This window comes from Synechococcus sp. LA31, assembly GCF_018502385.1.
GTDB lineage: Bacteria > Cyanobacteriota > Cyanobacteriia > PCC-6307 > Cyanobiaceae > Vulcanococcus.
Map to the genome: position 1 here is coordinate 666,633 of NZ_CP075523.1, position 18,276 is coordinate 684,908.

Here is an 18,276-nt window from a genome sequence, read left to right on the forward strand (position 1 = left end):
TGTCAGCCGCGGATGCCGAGCTTCTGAATCAGAGCGATGTAGCGCTGCTCGCTATTGCTCCGCAGGTAGCTGAGCAGGCGCTTGCGGCGGCCGATCATCTTCAGCAGCCCCTGGCGCGACGAGAAATCGTGGATGTTGTTCTGCAGGTGTCCGCTCAGCTTGCTGATGCGCTCGCTCAGCATGGCCACCTGAACCTCAACAGAACCGGTGTCGGTGCCGTGGGTCTGATGAGCGTTGATCAGTTCCTGCTTCTGTGTTGTGTCGAGCGACATGCGCGGCGTCTGGCCCTGACGGTGCAAACAACCAACTTACCGCCTCGTGGTCACCCCCTCAGGCCGCCTGGCCCCGCGATAGCCAGCGCAAACTTTCCCGCAGCCAGGCATCCGCATCGCCACCTTCCAAACTCTGCAAGCTCGCTACGGCTCTGAGGGCCCTGTTGACCTCCAGCGCTTCATAGCCAAGTGCTGTGAGGGTGAGACTGACCTCACTGCGCACATCGTCTTGCAGATCGGCCTGATCAGTGCGGGCCGCGAGCTCTAAATCGGCTTGATCTGCCATTCCCAGGGCACCGGAGTAGCGCTCCTGCAGGCGGGTACGCAGCTCCACCGCTAGCCGCTCCGCTGTGCGTTTGCCCACACCGGGGGCCTGGGACAACAACCTCAGATCGGCCTGGACGATCGCTCTGACCAGCTCCTCGCAGCTGAGCTGGCCGAGTAGCCCTAGCGCCATCTGCGGGCCCACCCCGCTCACCGCCACCAGCTCCCGGAATAGATCCCGCTCTGCTCGGCCGGCGAAGCCATAGAGCGTCCAGGCGTCGTCGCGGATCACCTGGTGGATGTGCAGCCTCAGATCGCTGCCGCTCTCCCCCAGTTGCTCCCATTGGCGACGCGGCAGCTGCACCTCATAGCCCACACCACCGCACACCAGCAGGGCACCACAGCGGCTGCTCTGCTGCCAGCGATCAGCGAGTTGCCCTTGCAGCCAGCCGATCATGGGAGCACTTCCAATGCCACCCATGCTGCCCGGTCCGACAACCCTGTTCCCGCCGCTGCAAGCTCTGCGCCGGGTTGTGGCCCTGCTGCTCAGTCTTGTGCTCAGTTTCAGCCTGAGTGCCTGTGGCGGAGGCCAGCCCTCTCAGAAGGTGTTGCTCTCAGCCCTATCGCTGCAGATCGATCTCACCCAGCGCTCCATCGCCGATGCCCTGCAGCTCACCAGTGCCGATGGCAAGCCCCAAGTGAGCCGAGTGCGTGTGGAGTCGCAACAGGCGATGGCGATCGGCGGCAGCAAAGGCCTGCATCTCACCGGTCGTTTCGATTGGCGCCTGCCCGGCGATCCGATCCGGGTGGACAGCGCCTTTGATCTCTATTTGCAGCGTGGGGAGCGTGGCCAGAGCTGGCGGTTGGCACGACCCACCGGCAGCAGCAATGGCACCACCCAGGACTGGCTGATTGATCCGCTGCCGCTCAAGGGCGAGAGCGCCTGAGGCTCAGCAGTGTGGCGGCCAGCACCAGTCCCGCCGCCATGGCTGTATCGGGATCAAGGGCTTCGCCGAAGAACAGCCAGCCCCATAGGGCCGCCATCGGCACCTGTCCATAGCTGAGAGCTGTGGCCCGCGCCGCTGGCATCCCGAGCAGACCGTTCGTCACCCCCAGTTGCCCCAGCTGCGTGAACAGGCCGACCCCCACCAGAGCCAGCGCCTCCCAGGCGGTCGGCCACACCGGCTGCAGCATCACCAGGGGGGCTGTCAGCAGCAGCCCCACCAGCGGGAAATAAAACACGATCACCAGCGGGTGCTCCGTGCGTCCCAGGGCGCGCACGCTCACATAGGCGCAGGCCGACAGCACCGCTCCGGCAATGGCCAGCAGCACCCCTGCCACGGGTAGTGGCGTTGCTGTGGCCCCCAGCAGTGCCGCTAGCGGCCCCAGCATTCCCGCCAGTTCCGTGGGGTTGCTGAGCACCACCACCGCCATCCAACCCAGCAGGGCCGCCAGCAGGATGCGCGGCCCCACCCTCTCGCGCAGCAGCAGCCAGGCCAGCAGTGCGGTGAACGTGGGCTGTAAATACTGCAACACCGTGGCAGCCGCCAGCGGCAGCTGCGCCAGTGCTGCGAACACACACAAGAGAGCGCCGGTGCCGATCACCCCGCGCAGCACCAGGAGCCCGCGCCGCTTGCCCCAGGGGTTGAGCCTGGCCTGACGCAGCATGACGACGCTCAGCAGCAGGCTCACGGCTGAGCGAGCCAGAACCACCTCCGCCACCGGGATGCGGTCTCCCACCGCCTTCACACACACGCCCATCAGGCTGAAACTGATGGCGCTGGACAGCATCCATAGGGCAGGCCTGCCATCCTGAAGCCGCACCCGTGCGCGCAGCGTGTCAGCTCCTCGCCTCCACCCCCGCACGATCGAGGCCGTTAAGGAACGCGCTGACATCGTTGATGTGGTGGGCGAGCACGTGGTGCTCAAGAAGAAGGGACGCGAGTTCGTCGGCGTCTGTCCGTTCCACGACGACAAATCGCCGTCGATGACGGTGTCGCCGGCCAAGCAGTTCTACTACTGCTTCTCCTGTGGTGTCGGCGGGAATGCCATCAAATTCCTGATGGAGCTGCAGCGCCAGAGTTTCAGCGATGTTGTGCTGGAGCTGGCCCGCAAATACCAGCTGCCGGTGGAAACCCTGGAGGGGCCGCAGCAGGAGCGGTTGCGGCAGCAACTCTCGCGTCGCGACCAGCTCCATAAGGTGCTGGCGCTGGCGGCGGGATGGTTTCGCAGCCAGCTGCGCAGCCCTGAAGGCGCTTCGGCCTTGGCTTATTTGCGTGAGCAGCGGGGGTTGAGCGAAACCACCCTGGAGAGCTTTGGCCTTGGCTATGCGCCTGAGCGCTGGGATGGGCTGCTCAGCCACCTGCAGCAGGTGGAGGGCTTTGCCCCTGAATTGCTGGAGGCAGCAGGCCTGGTGGTGCCGCGGCGCGGTGGCGACGGCTTCTACGACCGCTTCCGCCACCGGGTGATGGTGCCCATCTGCGACCGGCAGGGCCGGATCATCGGCTTCGGTGGCCGCAGCCTCGATGGCGGTGAACCCAAATATCTGAACTCTCCGGAAACGGAGGTGTTTGAGAAGGGCAAGCACCTCTTCGGTCTCGATAAGGCGGTCAATGCCATCCGTAAGGACGATCGTGCGGTGGTGGTGGAGGGCTATTTCGATGTGATTGCCCTGCATGCCGCCGGCATCCCCAATGCGGTGGCGGCCCTGGGCACCGCCCTGAGCAGCCAACAGATCACCCAGCTCTGCCGCTGCTGCGATGGCAAGCGCCTGATCCTCAATTTCGACACCGACCGCGCTGGGGTGCGCGCCGCCCAGCGGGCCATCGGTGAGGTGGAGCAGCTGGCGCTGCAGGGTCAGCTGGAACTGCGGGTGCTGCACCTACCGGCCGGTAAAGACCCCGATGAGTTTTTGAAGGAGCATGGGGCTGGGGAGTACCGCTCCCTGCTGGATCAGGCGCCCCTGTGGCTCGACTGGCAGATCGATCAGGTGCTCGAGGGCCGTGATCTGGCCCGATCCGATCAGTTCCAGCAATCGGTGAGCGAGCTGGTGGTGCTGCTGGGCAAGCTGCCCGCCAGTGCCGTGCGCTCCCGCTACCTGCAGCAGGTGGCCGAGCGGCTCAGCGGCGGCCAGGCCCGCCTGGCTCTGCAGCTGGAAGACGACCTACGCCAGCAGGTGAAAGGCCAGCGCTGGCATGGCCGCTCCCAGCGTTGGGAACAACCCGGTGAGGCGGGCCTGCGGGAGCGGGCTGAAGCGGAGTTGCTGCGGCTGTACTTGCATTGCCCCAGCCACCGCGGCGCGATTCGCGCCGAGCTGCGCCGCCGTGAACTCGACGATTTCGCCATCGCCCATCACCGCCAGCTCTGGGCCGCGATCAGCGCCCTGGAGGAGGACAACCTCGGTGTGGGCCGGCTTGAGGCGATTAATCGCGGCGTTGATTCCGGCTCGGATCTGGCCAATCTTGAGCTGCCGCGGCTGCTCTCTGATCAACTCCTACTCAGCGACGCCGAAGCACCTTCCGACCTGCCAACCCGGCTGACACCGCTCCTGGAGCCGAGCGACGTTCAGCGCCTTGCCCTGGCCAACCCTCTGCTGCAATTACGCGGCGCCACGGCATCACTGGAGCGGCAGCGCAGTCTCAAGCGCTGCCGCCACCTCCTGAACGCCTGGAGTGCCCAGCGGCTGGAAACGCTGGAGCGCTGTATTGCCCGTCTTCTGGAGGAGGGCCATGCCACCGCCGAGCCAGCCCCCAGTAGCGCCCTGCAACCCATAGCCCTCGACATGGAAGCGCGCATCGAGGCGATGTTTGCTGACCTCAACGTTGATGCCCTGCGCTTTCAGGAGCTCTATTACAACGAGCGTCAGCACATCGCCCATCTCGATCAGCAGCGCCGCGCTGGCTTTGAAGATGTGCTGCAGGAGCACGCGGATTCGCTCACAGTTTGAGCTTCGGTCGTCCCAGCTCTGTTAAGACATAGCTATGCCTTTTTCCCCCATCCGCCGCGTGATCGGCGTTTGCCTGGTTGCCACTGCTGCCTCTGCCTTTTCCCCTCCTGCCCAGGCCAGCATGATCAATCAGATCATTTTCAAAAAGTGCTCTGAGGCCATGGCCGACGACTTCAAGAAGGCCGGCAAGACACCACCTGAAGGCATGGTGACCGACACCTGCAATTGCGTGGTGGAGCAGATGGGCAAGCGCCAGACCATCGAACAGGCCAAAACCTTCTGCAGTCAGCAGAGCATTCAGAAATACGGCCAGTCCTGATCGTTAGCGGGCCCAGGCCGTCGGCAGATCACTGAGCCGGGTGGTGGCTGCGCGCGACAGCTGCTCGCGCCGCATCATCCAGCCAGGTGAGAGGCCACAGGCGGCCCATTGCACTGCACCGCGGCCATAGCGGCGGTTGAGCCCATCGATGCTCTGCATCAGGGCTGCCCGCCTCTGCTGCTCCTGCTCGGGTAGCGGTGCCAGCAGATGGTGTTGCAGCTGTTCCTGGCTCTGCAGCTCCTGCAGCAGCACCCCCGCCTTGGCAAAGCGTTTGTGGGGCTGGTAGATCACCGCCACCAGAGGCAGGGCGGCCTGTAGCAGCACGGCTGTGTCATTGCTGGCCACCGCCAGGGCGGTGCTGGCGGCCTGGCTGTAGAAGCCGGCGCTAAAGGGGCTGGTGCGGGCAAAGATCGTGAGCCGGCCGCTGCACTGCTGCTGGCGACGTAGTTTCTCGGCCGCCCGCACCACGTAGGTGGCTACGGCCTGGCGCAGTTCTTCTTCGCTCAGGATCGTCCGGCTGAAGCTGCGGCTCACGCAGGTTTCCCGCTTGGCGCTGGGCCCCTGCTCGAGGGGCAGGCAGCTCACTCCCTGTAGTTCCAGCTGTAGCCGTAAGCCCACCACCCCGGCCTTGGCCCGCAGCTCGCCACTCGCCATGTCGCGCAGCTGGCGGGCATTAGCGATGCCCCGCAGACGGCACCAACGGCTCAGTTGGCGACCCACCCCCCAGATCTCCTCCACGGGGGTGAGCTCCAGCCAGGGATCGGGGTTGGCTTCGCGGCCCAGATCAAACACGCCGGCGTGGCGCCGATCCCCCTTGGCGATGCGGTTGGCCAGTTTGGCCAGCACCTTGCTGGAGGCCAGGCCGATGGCGATCGGCAGGCCCAGGTTGTGGCGGATGCGGCTGCGCAGCTCTGCGGCCCAGGCGCTGAGGTCGCCGTGGCGCGGGCGCGGTAGCCGCGCGAAGGCTTCATCGATCGAATACACCTCCAGCTCCGCCACAAACGGCTCGAGGCTGCTCATCAGCCGCTGGCTCATGTCGCCGTAGAGGGCGTAGTTGGAGCTGCGCACCACCACGCCGTGTTGGGCCAGCTGCGCTGCGATCTGGAAATAGGGCTTGCCCATGCCGATGCCCAGCTGCCGCGCTTCGCTGCTGCGCGACACCACGCAGCCGTCGTTGTTGGAGAGCACCACCACCGGCCGGCCGATCAGGGCCGGATCGAAGGCCTGCTCGCAGGAGGCGTAGAAGTTGTTGGCGTCGATCAGCGCCAGCACATCAGCCATGGCGCGTGAGGGCATGGATCACGTGGATCGCCACGCCCCAGATCTGCACGTCGCCGCATTGATGGAGCTCCAGGGGCGGATAGGCGCTGTTGGCCGCCTCCAGCCGCAGTCGGCCGTGGTAGCGCACTAGGCGTTTGAGGGTGAAGGCGCCATCGAGCACCGCCACCACGATCAGGCCGGGCCGGGGCTCCAGGCTGCGGTCCACCACCAGCAGATCGCCGTGCTGAATGCCGGCGTCGATCATCGAATCGCCGCTCACCCGCAGAAAAAAGGTGCTGCTCGGGTGCCGGATCAGGGCCTCGTTGAGGTCGATGCCCACATCGATGTAGTCGTCGGCCGGGCTGGGAAAGCCTGCGGCCACGGTGCTGCTGGCCAGGGGTAGCCGCAGCGGTATGCACTGGTTCTGCAGGGCGCCGATTAGCAGGAGCGACACAGATAGAACTCAGCGACACATCGAACACGATAGTTCAGATGTACTGCTTGGGGCTGTGGTCGCTTCGGGGTGTGCTGGTCAGAATCGGTGCATTCTTGGGTTTTCGGTGGTGCGCGTGGTGAAGGTGAAGGTGCAGGTAGCGGTGTGGCGCCGGCGTGCTCTTGGTGTGATCAGTGCTCTGGGGGTGCTGGCTGGTTCATCCCTGCCGGCGCAGGCCTGCACCAGTTTTGTGCTCAAGGGCTCCGATGGCGGCCGCGTCTACGGGCGCACCATGGAGTTTGGGCAGCCGCTGGGCAGCCAGGCCGTGCTGATTCAGCGCGGCACGCCCCTACGTGGCAACGGACCCGATGGAGGTGTCGGAAACGGTCTGCAGTGGACCAGCCGCTATGCCGTGGTTGGCCTCAATGCTCTGGGTCTCAACGATGTGGTCCCCGATGGCATGAATGAAAAGGGTCTGGCGGGTGGCTTGCTCTACTTCGCCGGCTATGCCCAATTTCAGAGCGTTCCCTCTGGCGAGACCAAGCGATCGATCAATAGCGCTCAGTTGCTCACCTATGTGCTCACTAACTTCGCCACGATCGATGAGGTGAAGCGCGGTTTGCCGCAGGTGCTTGTCAATGGTGCTGCGGTCAAGGTGTTCGGTGGACCGTTGCCGATCCATATGACCTTGCACGACCGCAGTGGCAAGAGTCTTTCGGTGGAATACATCAAGGGTGAGCTCACCATGATGGATAACCCCACCGGCACTTATACCAACGATCCGCCCTTCCCGTATCACCTGGCTGCAGCAGGCAACTACGCCAATCTCAGCGCCATGCCACCGGCTGAACTCACGGTGAATGGCCTGAAGCTTCCGCCGGCCAGCACCGGTGGCGGCTTGCATGGCCTGCCTGGTGATTTTCTCTCGACATCTCGCTTCATTCGCGCGCTGATGCTGAGCCATTTCGCCCCTCGTAATCTCACTACACAACAGCAAGTGGGCACTGCTTTCCGCCTGCTGGGTCAGTTTGATCTGCCGCCAGGAAGCATTTTGCTGCCTCCCGGTGGTTCCTTCGGAGGTGCGGGCTCAGCAACCACGTATGAGATCACCGAATGGTCGGTGGTGGCGGATCAGAAAAATCTCGTCTACTACGTCCAGACTTACGAGAATCCGGCCCTGCGCACGCTCAACTTTGATCAGCTGCCCCTCGATGGTGGTGCGATCAAGGTGATGCCGTTGGATCAGCCGGTTGAGGTCACGGTGCTCAAACCCTGAGTGCTGAGCTCAGTCTTCGTCGTCGCCTTCCAGCAAAAGTTGTTGGAAGGCGGTGTAGAGCTCAAGCTCCTCGCTGTTGGTGGGTGGGCGGCGCTGGCGGTTGGGGCGCAGTTCGTGACTGGTGCCGCGAGGCTGTAGCCCGGGTGTCGCGCTGGGTCGCTCGGTGTTCTGCCGCTGCATCGCCTGGCGCTGGCGTTGCTGATCGGCCTCCGCTTGACGCAGCCGATCCATCAGATGCGGTGGCACGCTGCCATCAGGGCTAACCTGCATCAGCTCGCGGAACAGGGCCTGGGGGTCGGTCTCCGTTTCCACCCGGTGGCGTTTCTGGCTGGCCGGGGCCTCGCGGGTCGTTTCTGGCTTTGGTAGGGGTTTGGGCAGGCTGCGGCCCAGCTGCTGCAGGCGCTCAAGGCTGCGGGCGTCAAAACTCATGGCGTAGGGGCGTTAGCCGCACTCGAGTGTGTCGCGGGTGTTGCGGCCAGTGCTGGGGTTGGTGCCGCTGGCGCTAGCGCAGAGGGTTTTCAGCACGTCGCCGCGGAAGGGCACATTGGTGAAATCGGCCCCTGCGATCTGCACGTTGTTGAAGCGGGTGTTGAAGGCAAAGGCGTTCTCGAGCACGGCGTTGCGCAGATCCGTGCCCTCGAGCACGGCCGAGTCGAGGGTTGCGTCGGTGAGGTCGGTGTCGGAAAGGTTGGCATCCTGCAATTTGGCACCGAACAGGCTGGCGCCGCGCAAATCTGCGCCATGAAAGTCGGCCTCCCTCAGGTTGGTGAGATTGAAGGTGGCCCCGCGCAGGTCAACGCCGGCGAAGTCGTGCCCGATCAACACCTGCTTGGCGTAATCCATCGCGGCCTCCACAGCCGGTGGCGTCAGCAGCAGTGCCGCTGGGAGCCAGAGCGCGAGCACGGGCATCAGCAGGCGCTTCAACAGAGGTTGCAGCAGGCGGCCCATCACAACGGGATCAGGTTGAGCAACCCTAAGCAGGCTGTCGCGATCACCACCGCGACTCCATGAGCGCTCCCCTAATCTCCAGCTCAATGCATCGCTGGGTGCAGCTCCTCAGGTCGCCGGATCGAACAGCGAGCGTTCGCGATGGGCAATCCGATCGACATCGACACCTTTCTGGCCCGAGCCCGGGCCCGTTTCGGCGATCGCTACGACTACGGCGAGATCGTTTACAAGAGCTTCAAAACGCCGATCAAGATTCGCTGTCGCGAGCATCCGGTGCGACTGATCTCGATCACACCGGAGCGCCATCTGGTGACGACCGGCGGCTGCAAATACTGCCTGCGGGCCTTGCGAGGTCAGTTGCCGGGCGAGTGAGCGTGAGCAGGGGAATCCTCAGCTCAGCAGTTCACTGCCGCAGATATGGCCATCACGGTGAGGCAGCGGCGCGGCAACTGGGCTGAACAGCGGGCCCTGAGGCTGCTGCAGGCCGCTGGCTGGCAACTGCTGGAGCGGCAGTGGCACTGCCGCTGGGGGGAGCTCGATCTGCTGCTCTACAAACCCCAGCGCCTGCTGCTGGTGGAGGTGAAGAGCCGCCGCCGTTGCGGGCTGGATGGCTGGGGCATCGCCAGCTTCACGGTGGCTAAGCGATCGCGCTTGGCGGCCGCTTATCGCTGCTGGTTGGCTGCTCATCCGGGCTACCACCGCTGCGGCGTGGAGCTGGTGTTAGCCCTGGTGCCCCTGCCGCCGGCTAGGGAGCGGGTGCGCTGGATTCGCTGCTGGGGGTAGTGCCGCTCGGAGCGGTGGTGTATTCGACCGTGCAGATGTAGCGGTAGTTGCCGATATGCACGTTCACCACGGTGCATTTGGTATTGGTGACCGTTGCATTGGCTGGCATCTGGGCCTCAGCGCGTTCGATCGCGCTTTTCTTATCCCAGATCGATTCCGCGGTGATCGAGCCGGCTCGTACGGCAGGGCTCAGAGCCAGGAACAGGGCTCCGGCAAGCGGCATTGCCTTCAGCCAGGGGGGGAGGGAATGCGGTCGCACGGGATCTGCGCAGCTGCTGTTCTGTCTAACCACGCCGGTGCCTCGCGGCCAGGGAGCAATCTGGAAGCAGGCCTGTCGCTTGTTTCGATGACCTTCGCGGCCCATCGCACCCGCAAACGCTTCGGGCAGCACTGGCTTAAGGATGAGCGGGTGCTGCAGGAGATCCTGGCGGCAGCCGAGCTCAGCGAGCGCGACACCGTGCTGGAGGTTGGGCCGGGCCGCGGTGCTCTCACCGAACGGCTGCTGGCCTCGCCAGCCATGGCGGTGCGGGCGGTGGAGTTGGATCGTGATCTGGTCGAGGGCTTGCAGCAGCGCTTCGGCCCAGATCCCCGCTTTGGGCTCATCCAGGGTGATGTGCTGGCGGTGCCGCTGCCAGAGGCCGGCATCGTGGTGGCGAATATTCCTTACAACATCACCGGCCCGCTGTTGGAGCGGCTGGTGGGTCGGCTCGATCGGCCGGTGACGCAGCCTTACAGGCGGCTGGTGCTGCTGATGCAGCAGGAGGTGGCTGGGCGCATTCGAGCTCTGCCTGGCAGCAGTGCCTATTCCGCCTTGAGCGTGCGCATGCAGCTGCTGGCTCAATGCCGCTCGATCTGTCTGGTGCCGCCCCGCTGTTTTCAGCCCCCCCCAAAGGTGATGAGTGAGGTTGTGGCCATCGATCCGTTGCCAGCCGAGCAGCAGCTGGATCCGGCCCTGGCGCGCACGGTGGAGGTGCTGCTGCGCCGCTGTTTTGCCGCCCGTCGCAAAATGCTGCGCAACACTCTGGCGGGGCTGCAACCCCCGGAGCAGCTGGGGGCTCTCACGGCGGCGGCGGGGATTGACCTGGCACAGCGGCCTCAGGAGGTGGCGCCGGCGGCCTGGGTCGATCTGGCGGCGGGCTTGAATCGCCTCAACGCCTGAACCCATCGCATGGCTGAGCTGCTGGTCAGCGCCCCCGCCAAGATCAACCTGCATCTGGAGGTGCTTGGGCTGCGGCCCGATGGCTTCCATGAGTTGGCGATGGTGATGCAAACGCTCGATCTGGCCGATCAGCTGCGGCTCAAACCCAGCGCCGATGGCCGCATCAGCCTGCGCTGCAGCCGCAGCGATCTGCCCACCGACGGCAGCAACCTGATCGTGAAGGCGGCGGAGCTGCTGAAGTCGCGAGTTGGTCTGCCCGAGCTGGGGGCCAGCATCGAGCTTGAGAAGCGCATCCCCATCGGTGCGGGCCTGGCGGGTGGGTCCAGCGATGGGGCGGCTGCCCTGCTGGGGCTCAACGCGCTTTGGGGCTGCGGCTTCAATCAAGTCCAACTGCTGGAGATGGCTGCCCAGCTGGGCTCCGACATGCCCTTCTGTCTCGGTGGCGGCACCCAGCTCTGTTTTGGTCGCGGGGAGGTGCTTGAGCCTTTGGAGCTGAAGGATCCGCACGATTTCAGCGTGCTGTTGATTAAGCATCCCGAATCCAGCGTGTCGACCCCATGGGCCTACGGCCGCTGCCGGGAGCAGCGCGGCGACTTCTATCTGACTCGTGAGGAAGAGTTTGAGCAGCGCCGGCAGTCGCTACGCACAGGACCGCTTCTATCTGCCCTGCGGGGTGAGGGTCCCATGCCACCGCTGCGCAACGACCTGCAGGCGGTGGTGGAGCCGGATGTAGCCAGTGTGCGCGAGGGTCTGGCCCTGCTGCGGCAGGCCAGTGATGCTCTGGTGGTCGCGATGAGCGGCTCGGGGCCGAGCCTGTTTGCCCTGTTCCCAGACGCGGCGGCAGCAGAGCGGGCTCAGCAGCAGCTGCAGCCGGCCTTGCATCAAGGGGGCTTCGAGGCCTGGCTCTGCCGCTGCATCGGCTCTGGTGCCACGCTGGGCTGATGCCGCATGGAGTCAGCCCGTGAGCGAGAGGCCAGCCTCTGAATCAAACAGCTCCTCATCCGCTAGCTCAGCATCCACCAGCCGGCCCCGCAAGGGGCCGCTCAGCTTCCTGAGCGGTTCACTCACCAGTTTTGGCCTGGGCTGGCTGGCACTGCAACTGGCCCAGCGGATCGTGGGCTACTACGCCGAACATCCACCCCACTACGACGTGCGCTTTGCCCAGAGCATCGCGGTGTTCATGAAGACCCTGTTTGTGGGGATGAGCTTTCTGGCCACGTTCACCTTCGCTTTTGTGGGCATCGGCCTTTTTCTCACCTTTGTGCGCAGCCTCCTACCGGGCTGGAGCGAAGCGGAACAAACTCCCTAGCCTTGGAGCTCGCCGCTGCGTTGTTGATGACAGCCCACGACCTGCAGCTGCTGGTGCTGCTGCTCTCACCCGGGATGCTGCTCTCGGTCCTGCTCCTCGTCACCTTCGCTGCAGGCGGCTGAGATAAGTTGGCGCAGCGACCGGCCTGAGCCGGACTGAGTGCTCCGCCGTGGCTGAGACCCTGTTGTTCAACGCCCTGCGCGAGGCCATCGATGAAGAGATGGCTCGCGATCCTCACGTGTGTGTGATGGGGGAGGACGTTGGTCAGTACGGCGGGTCCTACAAAGTCACCAAAGACCTCTACGACAAATACGGCGAACTGCGGGTGCTCGACACCCCGATCGCTGAAAACGCTTTCACCGGCATGGCGGTGGGTGCGGCGATGACGGGCCTACGCCCGATCGTCGAAGGCATGAACATGGGCTTCTTGCTGCTCGCCTTCAACCAGATCTCCAACAACATGGGAATGCTCCGCTACACCAGTGGCGGCAACTTCACCATTCCTGCCGTGGTGCGGGGGCCTGGCGGTGTGGGCCGTCAGCTCGGCGCCGAGCACAGCCAGCGCCTCGAGGCCTATTTCCATGCCGTGCCCGGCATCAAGATCGTGGCGGTGAGCACTCCCACGAACGCTAAGGGCCTGATGAAGGCCGCCATTCGCGACAACAACCCCGTGCTGTTCTTTGAGCACGTGTTGCTCTACAACCTCAGCGAGGAGATCCCAGGCGGCGATTACATCTGCGCTCTCGACCAGGCCGATCTGGTGCAGCAGGGCAGTGATGTGACGATCCTCACCTACTCCCGCATGCGCCACCACTGCCTCAAGGCGGTGGAGCAGCTGGAGAAAGAGGGCGTGAGCGTGGAATTGATCGATCTGATCAGCCTCAAGCCCTTCGACATGGAGACCATCGCCCGCTCGATCCGCAAGACCCACAAGGTGCTGATCGTGGAGGAGTGCATGAAGACCGGCGGCATCGGCGCTGAGCTGATGGCGTTGATCACCGAGCAGTGTTTCGATGATCTCGATTGCCGTCCGGTGCGTTTGTCGTCGCAAGACATCCCCACCCCCTACAACGGCACGCTCGAGAACCTCACGATCATTCAGCCCCACCAGATCGTGGAAGCCGCCAAGGCCCTCAAGAGCGGCCAGGTCTGATCACGATCGCTTTTTTCTACCCCTCGCAACACCGGTTCTGATGGCGCGTCAACAGGGGTGGTTTGCCCTAATCCTGGCTTTGGCGATTGCGGCGGGAGCCGTGCTGGCCAGCTTCCCCTTGCAGCTCGGCCTTGATCTCAAGGGCGGCAGCCAGCTCACCTTGCAGGTGTTGCCGGCCGGTGCGATCAAACAGGTGAAGAGCGAACAGCTTGAGGCCGTGAAGGATGTGCTCGACCGCCGCATCAATGGCCTCGGGGTGGCTGAATCCACCCTGCAGAGCGTTGGCGATGATCAGCTGGTGCTGCAGCTCCCCGGTGAGCAAGACCCCAGCCGTGCCGCCAAGGTGCTCGGGACGACCGCTCTGCTTGAGTTTCGCGCTCAGAAGGCCGGCACTGAACAGGAGATGAGTGGGCTGCTCAAGCTCAAACGCCAGGCCGTGGCGGTGCTCAATCAGAGTCGGCAGCAGCAAGCAGCAGGGCAGGAGAAGCCAGAGATCAAAACCGATGAGCTCGCCCAGGCGCTTGACCAGCTTGGGCTGACGGTGCCTGACGGCAGCGGAGAAGCCGAACAACTTGAGCTGCTGTTGGCTGAGGTCAACCGCCGCATCGTGGATCTCTACGAGCCCGCCCAGCTCACCGGCAAAGACCTCACCAGCGCTGGTCGCCAGCAGCAGCAAACCGGCAGCGGCTGGGATGTGACCCTCGGCTTCAATGCCGAGGGCGGCCGTAAGTTTGCGGAGCTCACCCAGGGCATTGCCGGCAGTGGCCGTCTCCTGGGAATCGTGCTTGATGGCCGCTCCATCAGCGAAGCGAGTGTGGGCCCGGAGTTCAAGCCTGCGGGCATCAGCGGCGGTGCTGCCAGCATCACCGGCAATTTCACTGCTGAGGAAGCACGCGATCTCGAAGTGCAGCTGCGCGGCGGCTCCTTGCCACTGCCGGTGAAGGTGATCGAGCAGCGCACCATCGGCGCCACCCTTGGGGCTGAAAACGTGCAACGCAGCCTCGCCGCTGGCCTGTTTGGCCTGGCCCTTGTGGCGTTGTTCATGGTGGTGATGTATCGGCTTCCTGGCTTCGTAGCGGTGCTGGCGCTGGCGCTCTATTCCCTGTTCAACCTCGCGCTCTACGCGCTGATTCCCGTCACCCTCACTCTGCCGGGCATTGCGGGTTTTATCCTCTCCATCGGCATCGCAGTGGATGCCAATGTCTTGATCTTTGAGCGGGTCAAGGAAGAGTTGCGGCGCGGCAACACCCTGATTCGCTCCATTGATGCTGGCTTCTCCCTGGCCTTTTCCTCGATCTTGGATGGCCATGTCACCGGCCTGATCAGCTGTGCCGCCCTGTTTGCACTGGGCACGGGCCTGGTCAAGGGATTTGCCCTCACCCTTGGGATTGGTTTGGTGCTGAGCCTGTTCACAGCCCTGAGCTGCACCCGCACGCTCTTGCGCTTGCTGATGGGCTATCCAGCACTGCGCCGTGCCACCTTCTTCCTCCCTGCTGCCCAGTTGCCCGGGAGCGTCGCCTGATGACTGCCAGTTCTCCCGCGCCTCAGATCGGCAATTCCGCCATGGTCGAGCCTCGCTTCCGCATCACACGCATCCGTCGCCAGGGCTGGCTGGTCTCAGGGCTGGCCGTGCTGCTCAGCTTTGTCGGTATGGCCCTGTGCTGGAGCAACCCGCGCATCGGAGCGCCGCTCCGCCCTGGCCTCGATTTCACCGGGGGCACGCAGCTTCAGATTGAGCGCAGCTGCAGCGTTGCCGATTGCGCCAGCTTGCGTGCGGCTGCCGTGCAGCAACGGTTAGCCGAGATCACCCTGCCGGCCAGTGGCGCCGTTGAGGCCCCTCGCCTCACGAGTGCTGGCGTGCAAGTGCTGGATGGCGGCCGCTCTCTGGAGCTGCGGCTCCCTGATCTCGAGCCTGAGCAAACCCAGGCCTTGATCGATCAGCTGATACCGCTCACTGGACCTGTCAATCCACAGCAGCTCTCGGTCAACACCATCGGTCCCACCCTCGGCAGTCAGCTGCTGCGCAGCAGTGCCGTATCGCTGCTGGTCAGTTTTGCTTTGATCGCCGCCTATATCAGCTTTCGCTACGACGGCATTTATGCCGCCTTGGCCTTGCTCTGCCTAGCCCATGACGTGCTGATTACCTGCGGAGTGTTCGCCTGGCTGGGTCTGATCAGCGGTGTGGAGGTGGACTCTCTGTTTGCAGTGGCCTTGATCACGGTGGCTGGCTATTCGGTGAATGACACCGTGGTGGTCTTCGATCGCATTCGCGAACAGCGACGTGAACAGCGCGATTTAAGCCTGAGTGACCAGGTGGATCTGGCTGTGGATGCCACCTTTACTCGCTCGCTCTACACCTCCTTCACCACCCTGCTTCCCCTGATCGCCTTGTTGCTCTTTGGCGGCGGCAGCCTGTTTTGGTTTGCTGTAGCCCTCACCGTGGGCATCGGTGTGGGCAGCTGGTCGAGTATCGGCATCGCACCAACCCTCCTGCCACTGCTCACGCGGCGATGAGCGGTCCTGGGCGCCGACGCCCCCTGCAGTTGCCGTTGATTCCGCTTGTTTTAGGGCTGCTTGCCCTACTCGATCTGCGCACTGAATTACTGCTGCTGCTCGATCACTTCACCTTCTCTAGCTTGATTGAGATTCCCCGCCATCACCCCTTGGCAATCGCCGTGCTGGCGTGCATCCCCTGGATGATCCAGCGGCCCCAGTAGCCCTTAGAGCCACCGATCCATCACCTGCTCCACCACAACACGCTGTGACAGCACTTGGAGCACCACCACCAGCGGCAGGGCCAGCAGCACGCCCGGCAACCCCAGGAGCGCCCCAAGGCTGAGCTGTGCCATGAGTGCCACCGTAGGTAGCAGATTTACGGTGCGGCTCAGCAGGATCGGAGTGAGCAGGAAGGCTTCACCGTTCTGAAGGATCAGTCTCAGGATCAACACCTGCAGGGCTAGTGCAGGCGATACCAGCAGGGCGACGGCCAGGGGCAGCGCGGTCGCCACTGTTGGGCCGATAGTCGGCACAAAAGTCAGCAGACCGCACACCAGTCCACTGAGTAGCGCCAAAGGCACCTTCAGCAGGGCCAGCCCTGCCCAGGTGAGCAGAAACACACTGCTGGCGGAGATGGTCATGCCGGCCAGCCAGCCACCTAGGGCCTGGCGGCATTCACCGAGCAAGGTGGTGACCAGAGGCCGGTAGTGGGCTGGCGTGGCCGCCAACACCAGCCGCTGGTGACTACGCGGATCGAGCACCAGCAGCAGCGCCAGCAGCCCCATCAGCAGCAGCTGGATCGTGCCATTGGCGGCACCACCGGCAAAGCCCAGAAGCTGCCCCCCCAGTGGTTGCAGTTTGTCGAACGTGGCGAACTCCGCCAGACGACCCTCGAGGCTCTCCAGCATCGCCACGCCACCCATGAGCTCGCCGATCCGATTGATCACCGCCGGCACAAGCTGCGTGAGTTGCTGCACCTGTTCGATCAGCTCCGGCAGCAGCAGTTCCCCCAGCTGCCAGCCGCCCAGTAGAAGCATCGCGACGACCACCAACAGCGATTGCGGGCGGTTGAGCGGGGTGTAGCGCCGCAACCAGGTCACAGGGACATCCAGGGCCACCGCCAGCACCACCGCCCCGAACAGCACCAGCAGCACCCAGCGCAGTTCCCAGGCCAGTAGTCCGAGCACTACCAGGGCGAGCAACCCGATTAACCCGCGGCCGGTCATGTCAGTGGGCGCTGCCGGCGCCAGGGATCCAGCACATCGTGGATCAGTACCTCACGGATGACCACCTGGAGGCACACCGCCAGAGGCAGGGCCAGCAACAATCCCAGCGGCCCGAACAGCACGGTGAACACGAACTGGGCTGCGAGGGTGAGACCGGGAAGCAGCTTCACCTGGTGGTGCATCACCGATGGAGTGATCACATAGCTCTCCAGGTTCTGGACCAGCACGTAGAGCCCGAGCACTGCCAAAGCCTTCCAAGGGGACACCAGCAGCGCCACCGACATTGGAAACACGGTGCTCAAGGTGGGCCCCACATTGGGAATGATGTTGAGTAGCCCCGCCAGCAATGCGTTGGCCACCACCAGCTTCACTCCCAGCAGAGAGAGGCCTATGCCTGCCAGCAGAGCCACGCAGAGCGAGCTGATCAGCACGCCGCCCATCCAGCTGCTGAGGGCTTCACCGCACTGAGACAGAACCTGGCGCATCCGCCGCCGGTAGAACGAGGGCGCCAGCAGCACTGCCACCTCCTTGTAGGCGTTGGGTTGCACGGCCACCATCAGGGCCACCGCCACCACAAACAGCAGCTGGATCAAGCCGCTGCCCAGATTGCCGGCTAGGCCCAAGAGCCCCTGCAGGCTCTGGCCCACAGCCTCGCTACCGCTTGCGCCAGATCCCCAGCTCTGGCGCAGCCAATCCAGTGCTTCTTGGCCGTAAAGCATCTGGCTGCTCTGGTCCATCGCTTGGCGCAGCAGAGCCAACGCCTTGCTGGCTGCCTCCGGCAACTGCAGCAGCAGTTGCTGGAACTGTTGCATGAAGGGTGGAACCACCGCGGCTAAGGCGATAGCCAGAAGCACGAGCAGACCAAGCAGGCTAAGGAGCAATGCCAGCGGTCGAGCACATCCCAGCCGTGCGCGCACCACCCCCACCAGGGTGCAGAGGGCCATGGCTAGGACCACTGCCGCAAAGAGATGAATCACCACATCCCGCAGCGACCACAGCAACACCAGAGCGGCTGCTGCAGCAATCAGCCCGAGCCATTGGCCGAATTTCACGCGTCTTCGCTGCTGGCCTCGTCGTTTTTCTCGTTCTGGGAGAAGCCGAGGTCGTGGCTATCGGCGTACCGCTGGGCGAAGCGCATAAACCGCTCGAAATCCTCGGGGGTTTTCCAGGTGTAGGTGGCTTCCAGCGCAGCTGGTTTCCCGTTCACGAATTTGGCATTCACTTCGCGGGTCACCAGCTGGCCCTCCTCATCCACCAAGTACATGCCGCCGATGTCACCCATGCTCTCGGGAGCAAGCGCATCGGGTTGATCAAACACAAAGATCGCCTGACCGGTGCGCCCATCGCGGGAACGGGTCATGCGGATATCGGGAACAACCGGCTCGTCGACACCGCGGAAAAACTGAATGGCGGCCATCGATGTTGCCTGCAA

The 18,276-nt window shown here is 64.1% G+C and carries 24 protein-coding genes; 13 read left to right on the forward strand and 11 right to left on the reverse strand.

Going from position 1 to position 18,276, the window contains the following annotated elements; all coding sequences use genetic code 11:
* Nucleotides 1-2: 2 nt before the first annotated feature.
* Together rpsO and ruvA are read right to left on the reverse strand one after the other, a co-directional pair.
* Nucleotides 3-272, reverse strand: coding sequence for a 30S ribosomal protein S15 (gene rpsO, locus KJJ24_RS03565; RefSeq protein WP_214341160.1), 270 nt, complete (start codon nucleotides 270-272; stop codon nucleotides 3-5).
* 58 nt (nucleotides 273-330) lie between these two features.
* A complete protein-coding gene (ruvA, locus tag KJJ24_RS03570; protein ID WP_214341163.1) occupies nucleotides 331-993 on the reverse strand; it encodes a Holliday junction branch migration protein RuvA in 663 nt (220 codons plus the stop codon).
* Between the two features lie 22 nt (nucleotides 994-1,015).
* Between ruvA and KJJ24_RS03575 the strand changes: the two genes are divergently transcribed.
* Nucleotides 1,016-1,483, forward strand: coding sequence for a hypothetical protein (locus tag KJJ24_RS03575; RefSeq protein ID WP_250544895.1), 468 nt, complete (start codon nucleotides 1,016-1,018; stop codon nucleotides 1,481-1,483).
* On the opposite strand, the gene KJJ24_RS03580 is transcribed toward KJJ24_RS03575, so the two are convergent.
* A complete protein-coding gene (locus KJJ24_RS03580) occupies nucleotides 1,464-2,327 on the reverse strand; it encodes a DMT family transporter (RefSeq protein ID WP_214341170.1) in 864 nt (287 codons plus the stop codon). The two genes, KJJ24_RS03575 and KJJ24_RS03580, sit on opposite strands and share 20 nt — an antisense overlap.
* 46 nt (nucleotides 2,328-2,373) lie before the next feature.
* On the opposite strand from KJJ24_RS03580, the gene dnaG reads away from it, so the two are divergent.
* Together dnaG and KJJ24_RS03590 are read left to right on the forward strand one after the other, a co-directional pair.
* Entirely contained in the window at nucleotides 2,374-4,482 is a 2,109-nt protein-coding gene (gene dnaG, locus KJJ24_RS03585; RefSeq protein WP_214341173.1) for a DNA primase, read from the forward strand.
* 160 nt (nucleotides 4,483-4,642) lie between these two features.
* On the forward strand, nucleotides 4,643-4,801 hold the full coding sequence (locus KJJ24_RS03590; RefSeq protein WP_250544896.1) for a hypothetical protein: 159 nt from the start codon (nucleotides 4,643-4,645) through the stop codon (nucleotides 4,799-4,801).
* A gap of 3 nt (nucleotides 4,802-4,804) precedes the next feature.
* Here KJJ24_RS03590 and KJJ24_RS03595 read toward each other — a convergent pair whose 3' ends face one another.
* Nucleotides 4,805-6,082, reverse strand: a complete 1,278-nt coding sequence (locus KJJ24_RS03595; RefSeq protein WP_214343246.1) for a Y-family DNA polymerase — start codon at nucleotides 6,080-6,082, stop codon at nucleotides 4,805-4,807.
* The gene (locus KJJ24_RS03600; protein WP_214341177.1) at nucleotides 6,075-6,515 is read right to left on the reverse strand and encodes a LexA family transcriptional regulator; all 441 of its coding nucleotides are present in this window, start codon (nucleotides 6,513-6,515) and stop codon (nucleotides 6,075-6,077) included. Before KJJ24_RS03600 ends, KJJ24_RS03595 begins: the two co-directional genes overlap by 8 nt.
* A gap of 106 nt (nucleotides 6,516-6,621) precedes the next feature.
* Between KJJ24_RS03600 and KJJ24_RS03605 the strand changes: the two genes are divergently transcribed.
* Entirely contained in the window at nucleotides 6,622-7,770 is a 1,149-nt protein-coding gene (locus KJJ24_RS03605; RefSeq protein WP_214341178.1) for a choloylglycine hydrolase family protein, read from the forward strand.
* Nucleotides 7,771-7,779: 9 nt separating this feature from the next.
* Here KJJ24_RS03605 and KJJ24_RS03610 read toward each other — a convergent pair whose 3' ends face one another.
* Nucleotides 7,780-8,199 carry a hypothetical protein gene (locus KJJ24_RS03610; protein WP_214341180.1) on the reverse strand — a complete coding sequence of 140 codons (420 nt, stop codon included), beginning with the start codon at nucleotides 8,197-8,199 and terminating at the stop codon, nucleotides 7,780-7,782.
* A gap of 12 nt (nucleotides 8,200-8,211) precedes the next feature.
* Nucleotides 8,212-8,718: a pentapeptide repeat-containing protein gene (locus KJJ24_RS03615; RefSeq protein ID WP_214341182.1), complete on the reverse strand. Its 507-nt coding sequence runs from the start codon at nucleotides 8,716-8,718 to the stop codon at nucleotides 8,212-8,214.
* 141 nt (nucleotides 8,719-8,859) lie between these two features.
* Here KJJ24_RS03615 and KJJ24_RS03620 point away from each other — a divergent pair, with 141 nt between their 5' ends.
* Nucleotides 8,860-9,090, forward strand: coding sequence for a hypothetical protein (locus tag KJJ24_RS03620; protein WP_214341183.1), 231 nt, complete (start codon nucleotides 8,860-8,862; stop codon nucleotides 9,088-9,090).
* 45 nt (nucleotides 9,091-9,135) lie between these two features.
* Entirely contained in the window at nucleotides 9,136-9,501 is a 366-nt protein-coding gene (locus KJJ24_RS03625; RefSeq protein ID WP_214341185.1) for a YraN family protein, read from the forward strand.
* Here the strand turns inward: KJJ24_RS03625 and KJJ24_RS03630 are convergent.
* Nucleotides 9,464-9,724, reverse strand: a complete 261-nt coding sequence (locus tag KJJ24_RS03630) for a hypothetical protein (RefSeq protein WP_214341188.1) — start codon at nucleotides 9,722-9,724, stop codon at nucleotides 9,464-9,466. The two genes, KJJ24_RS03625 and KJJ24_RS03630, sit on opposite strands and share 38 nt — an antisense overlap.
* Nucleotides 9,725-9,847: 123 nt before the next feature.
* Here KJJ24_RS03630 and rsmA point away from each other — a divergent pair, with 123 nt between their 5' ends.
* From rsmA to KJJ24_RS03665, 7 genes are all read left to right on the forward strand, one after another.
* A complete protein-coding gene (gene rsmA / locus KJJ24_RS03635) occupies nucleotides 9,848-10,660 on the forward strand; it encodes a 16S rRNA (adenine(1518)-N(6)/adenine(1519)-N(6))-dimethyltransferase RsmA (protein ID WP_214341190.1) in 813 nt (270 codons plus the stop codon).
* Between the two features lie 9 nt (nucleotides 10,661-10,669).
* Nucleotides 10,670-11,602: a 4-(cytidine 5'-diphospho)-2-C-methyl-D-erythritol kinase gene (ispE, locus tag KJJ24_RS03640; protein WP_214341192.1), complete on the forward strand. Its 933-nt coding sequence runs from the start codon at nucleotides 10,670-10,672 to the stop codon at nucleotides 11,600-11,602.
* A 19-nt stretch (nucleotides 11,603-11,621) separates the two neighbouring features.
* Nucleotides 11,622-11,969, forward strand: coding sequence for a DUF3082 domain-containing protein (locus tag KJJ24_RS03645; RefSeq protein WP_250544897.1), 348 nt, complete (start codon nucleotides 11,622-11,624; stop codon nucleotides 11,967-11,969).
* 169 nt (nucleotides 11,970-12,138) lie between these two features.
* Nucleotides 12,139-13,122, forward strand: a complete 984-nt coding sequence (locus tag KJJ24_RS03650) for a pyruvate dehydrogenase complex E1 component subunit beta (protein WP_214341195.1) — start codon at nucleotides 12,139-12,141, stop codon at nucleotides 13,120-13,122.
* A 40-nt stretch (nucleotides 13,123-13,162) separates the two neighbouring features.
* Nucleotides 13,163-14,644, forward strand: coding sequence for a protein translocase subunit SecD (gene secD, locus KJJ24_RS03655; RefSeq protein WP_214341197.1), 1,482 nt, complete (start codon nucleotides 13,163-13,165; stop codon nucleotides 14,642-14,644).
* A complete protein-coding gene (gene secF / locus KJJ24_RS03660; RefSeq protein WP_214341199.1) occupies nucleotides 14,644-15,636 on the forward strand; it encodes a protein translocase subunit SecF in 993 nt (330 codons plus the stop codon). The genes secD and secF overlap by 1 nt, the downstream gene beginning before the upstream one ends.
* On the forward strand, nucleotides 15,633-15,839 hold the full coding sequence (locus tag KJJ24_RS03665) for a hypothetical protein (protein WP_214341202.1): 207 nt from the start codon (nucleotides 15,633-15,635) through the stop codon (nucleotides 15,837-15,839). Before secF ends, KJJ24_RS03665 begins: the two co-directional genes overlap by 4 nt.
* 3 nt (nucleotides 15,840-15,842) lie before the next feature.
* Here the strand turns inward: KJJ24_RS03665 and KJJ24_RS03670 are convergent, their stop codons facing one another.
* From KJJ24_RS03670 to psb28, 3 genes are read right to left on the reverse strand one after another with little or no spacing between them, the layout of a single operon-like run.
* On the reverse strand, nucleotides 15,843-16,844 hold the full coding sequence (locus KJJ24_RS03670) for an AI-2E family transporter (RefSeq protein WP_214341204.1): 1,002 nt from the start codon (nucleotides 16,842-16,844) through the stop codon (nucleotides 15,843-15,845).
* On the reverse strand, nucleotides 16,841-17,896 hold the full coding sequence (locus tag KJJ24_RS03675) for an AI-2E family transporter (RefSeq protein ID WP_214341210.1): 1,056 nt from the start codon (nucleotides 17,894-17,896) through the stop codon (nucleotides 16,841-16,843). Before KJJ24_RS03675 ends, KJJ24_RS03670 begins: the two co-directional genes overlap by 4 nt.
* Nucleotides 17,893-18,261, reverse strand: coding sequence for a photosystem II reaction center protein Psb28 (psb28, locus tag KJJ24_RS03680; protein WP_214341213.1), 369 nt, complete (start codon nucleotides 18,259-18,261; stop codon nucleotides 17,893-17,895). The genes KJJ24_RS03675 and psb28 overlap by 4 nt, the downstream gene beginning before the upstream one ends.
* Nucleotides 18,262-18,276 lie beyond the last annotated feature (15 nt).

Excerpts from the sequence above, each read along its gene's own strand:
- KJJ24_RS03620 (WP_214341183.1), top strand. The coding sequence starts at position 8,860 with ATGGGCAATCCGATCGACATCGACACCTTTCTGGCCCGAGCCCGGGCC.
- secF (WP_214341199.1), top strand. The coding sequence starts at position 14,644 with ATGACTGCCAGTTCTCCCGCGCCTCAGATCGGCAATTCCGCCATGGTC.
- psb28 (WP_214341213.1), bottom strand. The coding sequence starts at position 18,261 with ATGGCCGCCATTCAGTTTTTCCGCGGTGTCGACGAGCCGGTTGTTCCC.
- KJJ24_RS03670 (WP_214341204.1), bottom strand. The coding sequence starts at position 16,844 with ATGACCGGCCGCGGGTTAATCGGGTTGCTCGCCCTGGTAGTGCTCGGA.
- KJJ24_RS03595 (WP_214343246.1), bottom strand. The coding sequence starts at position 6,082 with ATGGCTGATGTGCTGGCGCTGATCGACGCCAACAACTTCTACGCCTCC.
- KJJ24_RS03665 (WP_214341202.1), top strand. The coding sequence starts at position 15,633 with ATGAGCGGTCCTGGGCGCCGACGCCCCCTGCAGTTGCCGTTGATTCCG.
- KJJ24_RS03590 (WP_250544896.1), top strand. The coding sequence starts at position 4,643 with ATGGCCGACGACTTCAAGAAGGCCGGCAAGACACCACCTGAAGGCATG.
- rsmA (WP_214341190.1), top strand. The coding sequence starts at position 9,848 with ATGACCTTCGCGGCCCATCGCACCCGCAAACGCTTCGGGCAGCACTGG.
- KJJ24_RS03630 (WP_214341188.1), bottom strand. The coding sequence starts at position 9,724 with ATGCCGCTTGCCGGAGCCCTGTTCCTGGCTCTGAGCCCTGCCGTACGA.
- KJJ24_RS03610 (WP_214341180.1), bottom strand. The coding sequence starts at position 8,199 with ATGAGTTTTGACGCCCGCAGCCTTGAGCGCCTGCAGCAGCTGGGCCGC.
- KJJ24_RS03625 (WP_214341185.1), top strand. The coding sequence starts at position 9,136 with ATGGCCATCACGGTGAGGCAGCGGCGCGGCAACTGGGCTGAACAGCGG.
- KJJ24_RS03575 (WP_250544895.1), top strand. The coding sequence starts at position 1,016 with ATGCTGCCCGGTCCGACAACCCTGTTCCCGCCGCTGCAAGCTCTGCGC.
- ruvA (WP_214341163.1), bottom strand. The coding sequence starts at position 993 with ATGATCGGCTGGCTGCAAGGGCAACTCGCTGATCGCTGGCAGCAGAGC.
- ispE (WP_214341192.1), top strand. The coding sequence starts at position 10,670 with ATGGCTGAGCTGCTGGTCAGCGCCCCCGCCAAGATCAACCTGCATCTG.
- KJJ24_RS03580 (WP_214341170.1), bottom strand. The coding sequence starts at position 2,327 with ATGCTGTCCAGCGCCATCAGTTTCAGCCTGATGGGCGTGTGTGTGAAG.
- KJJ24_RS03615 (WP_214341182.1), bottom strand. The coding sequence starts at position 8,718 with ATGGGCCGCCTGCTGCAACCTCTGTTGAAGCGCCTGCTGATGCCCGTG.
- secD (WP_214341197.1), top strand. The coding sequence starts at position 13,163 with ATGGCGCGTCAACAGGGGTGGTTTGCCCTAATCCTGGCTTTGGCGATT.
- rpsO (WP_214341160.1), bottom strand. The coding sequence starts at position 272 with ATGTCGCTCGACACAACACAGAAGCAGGAACTGATCAACGCTCATCAG.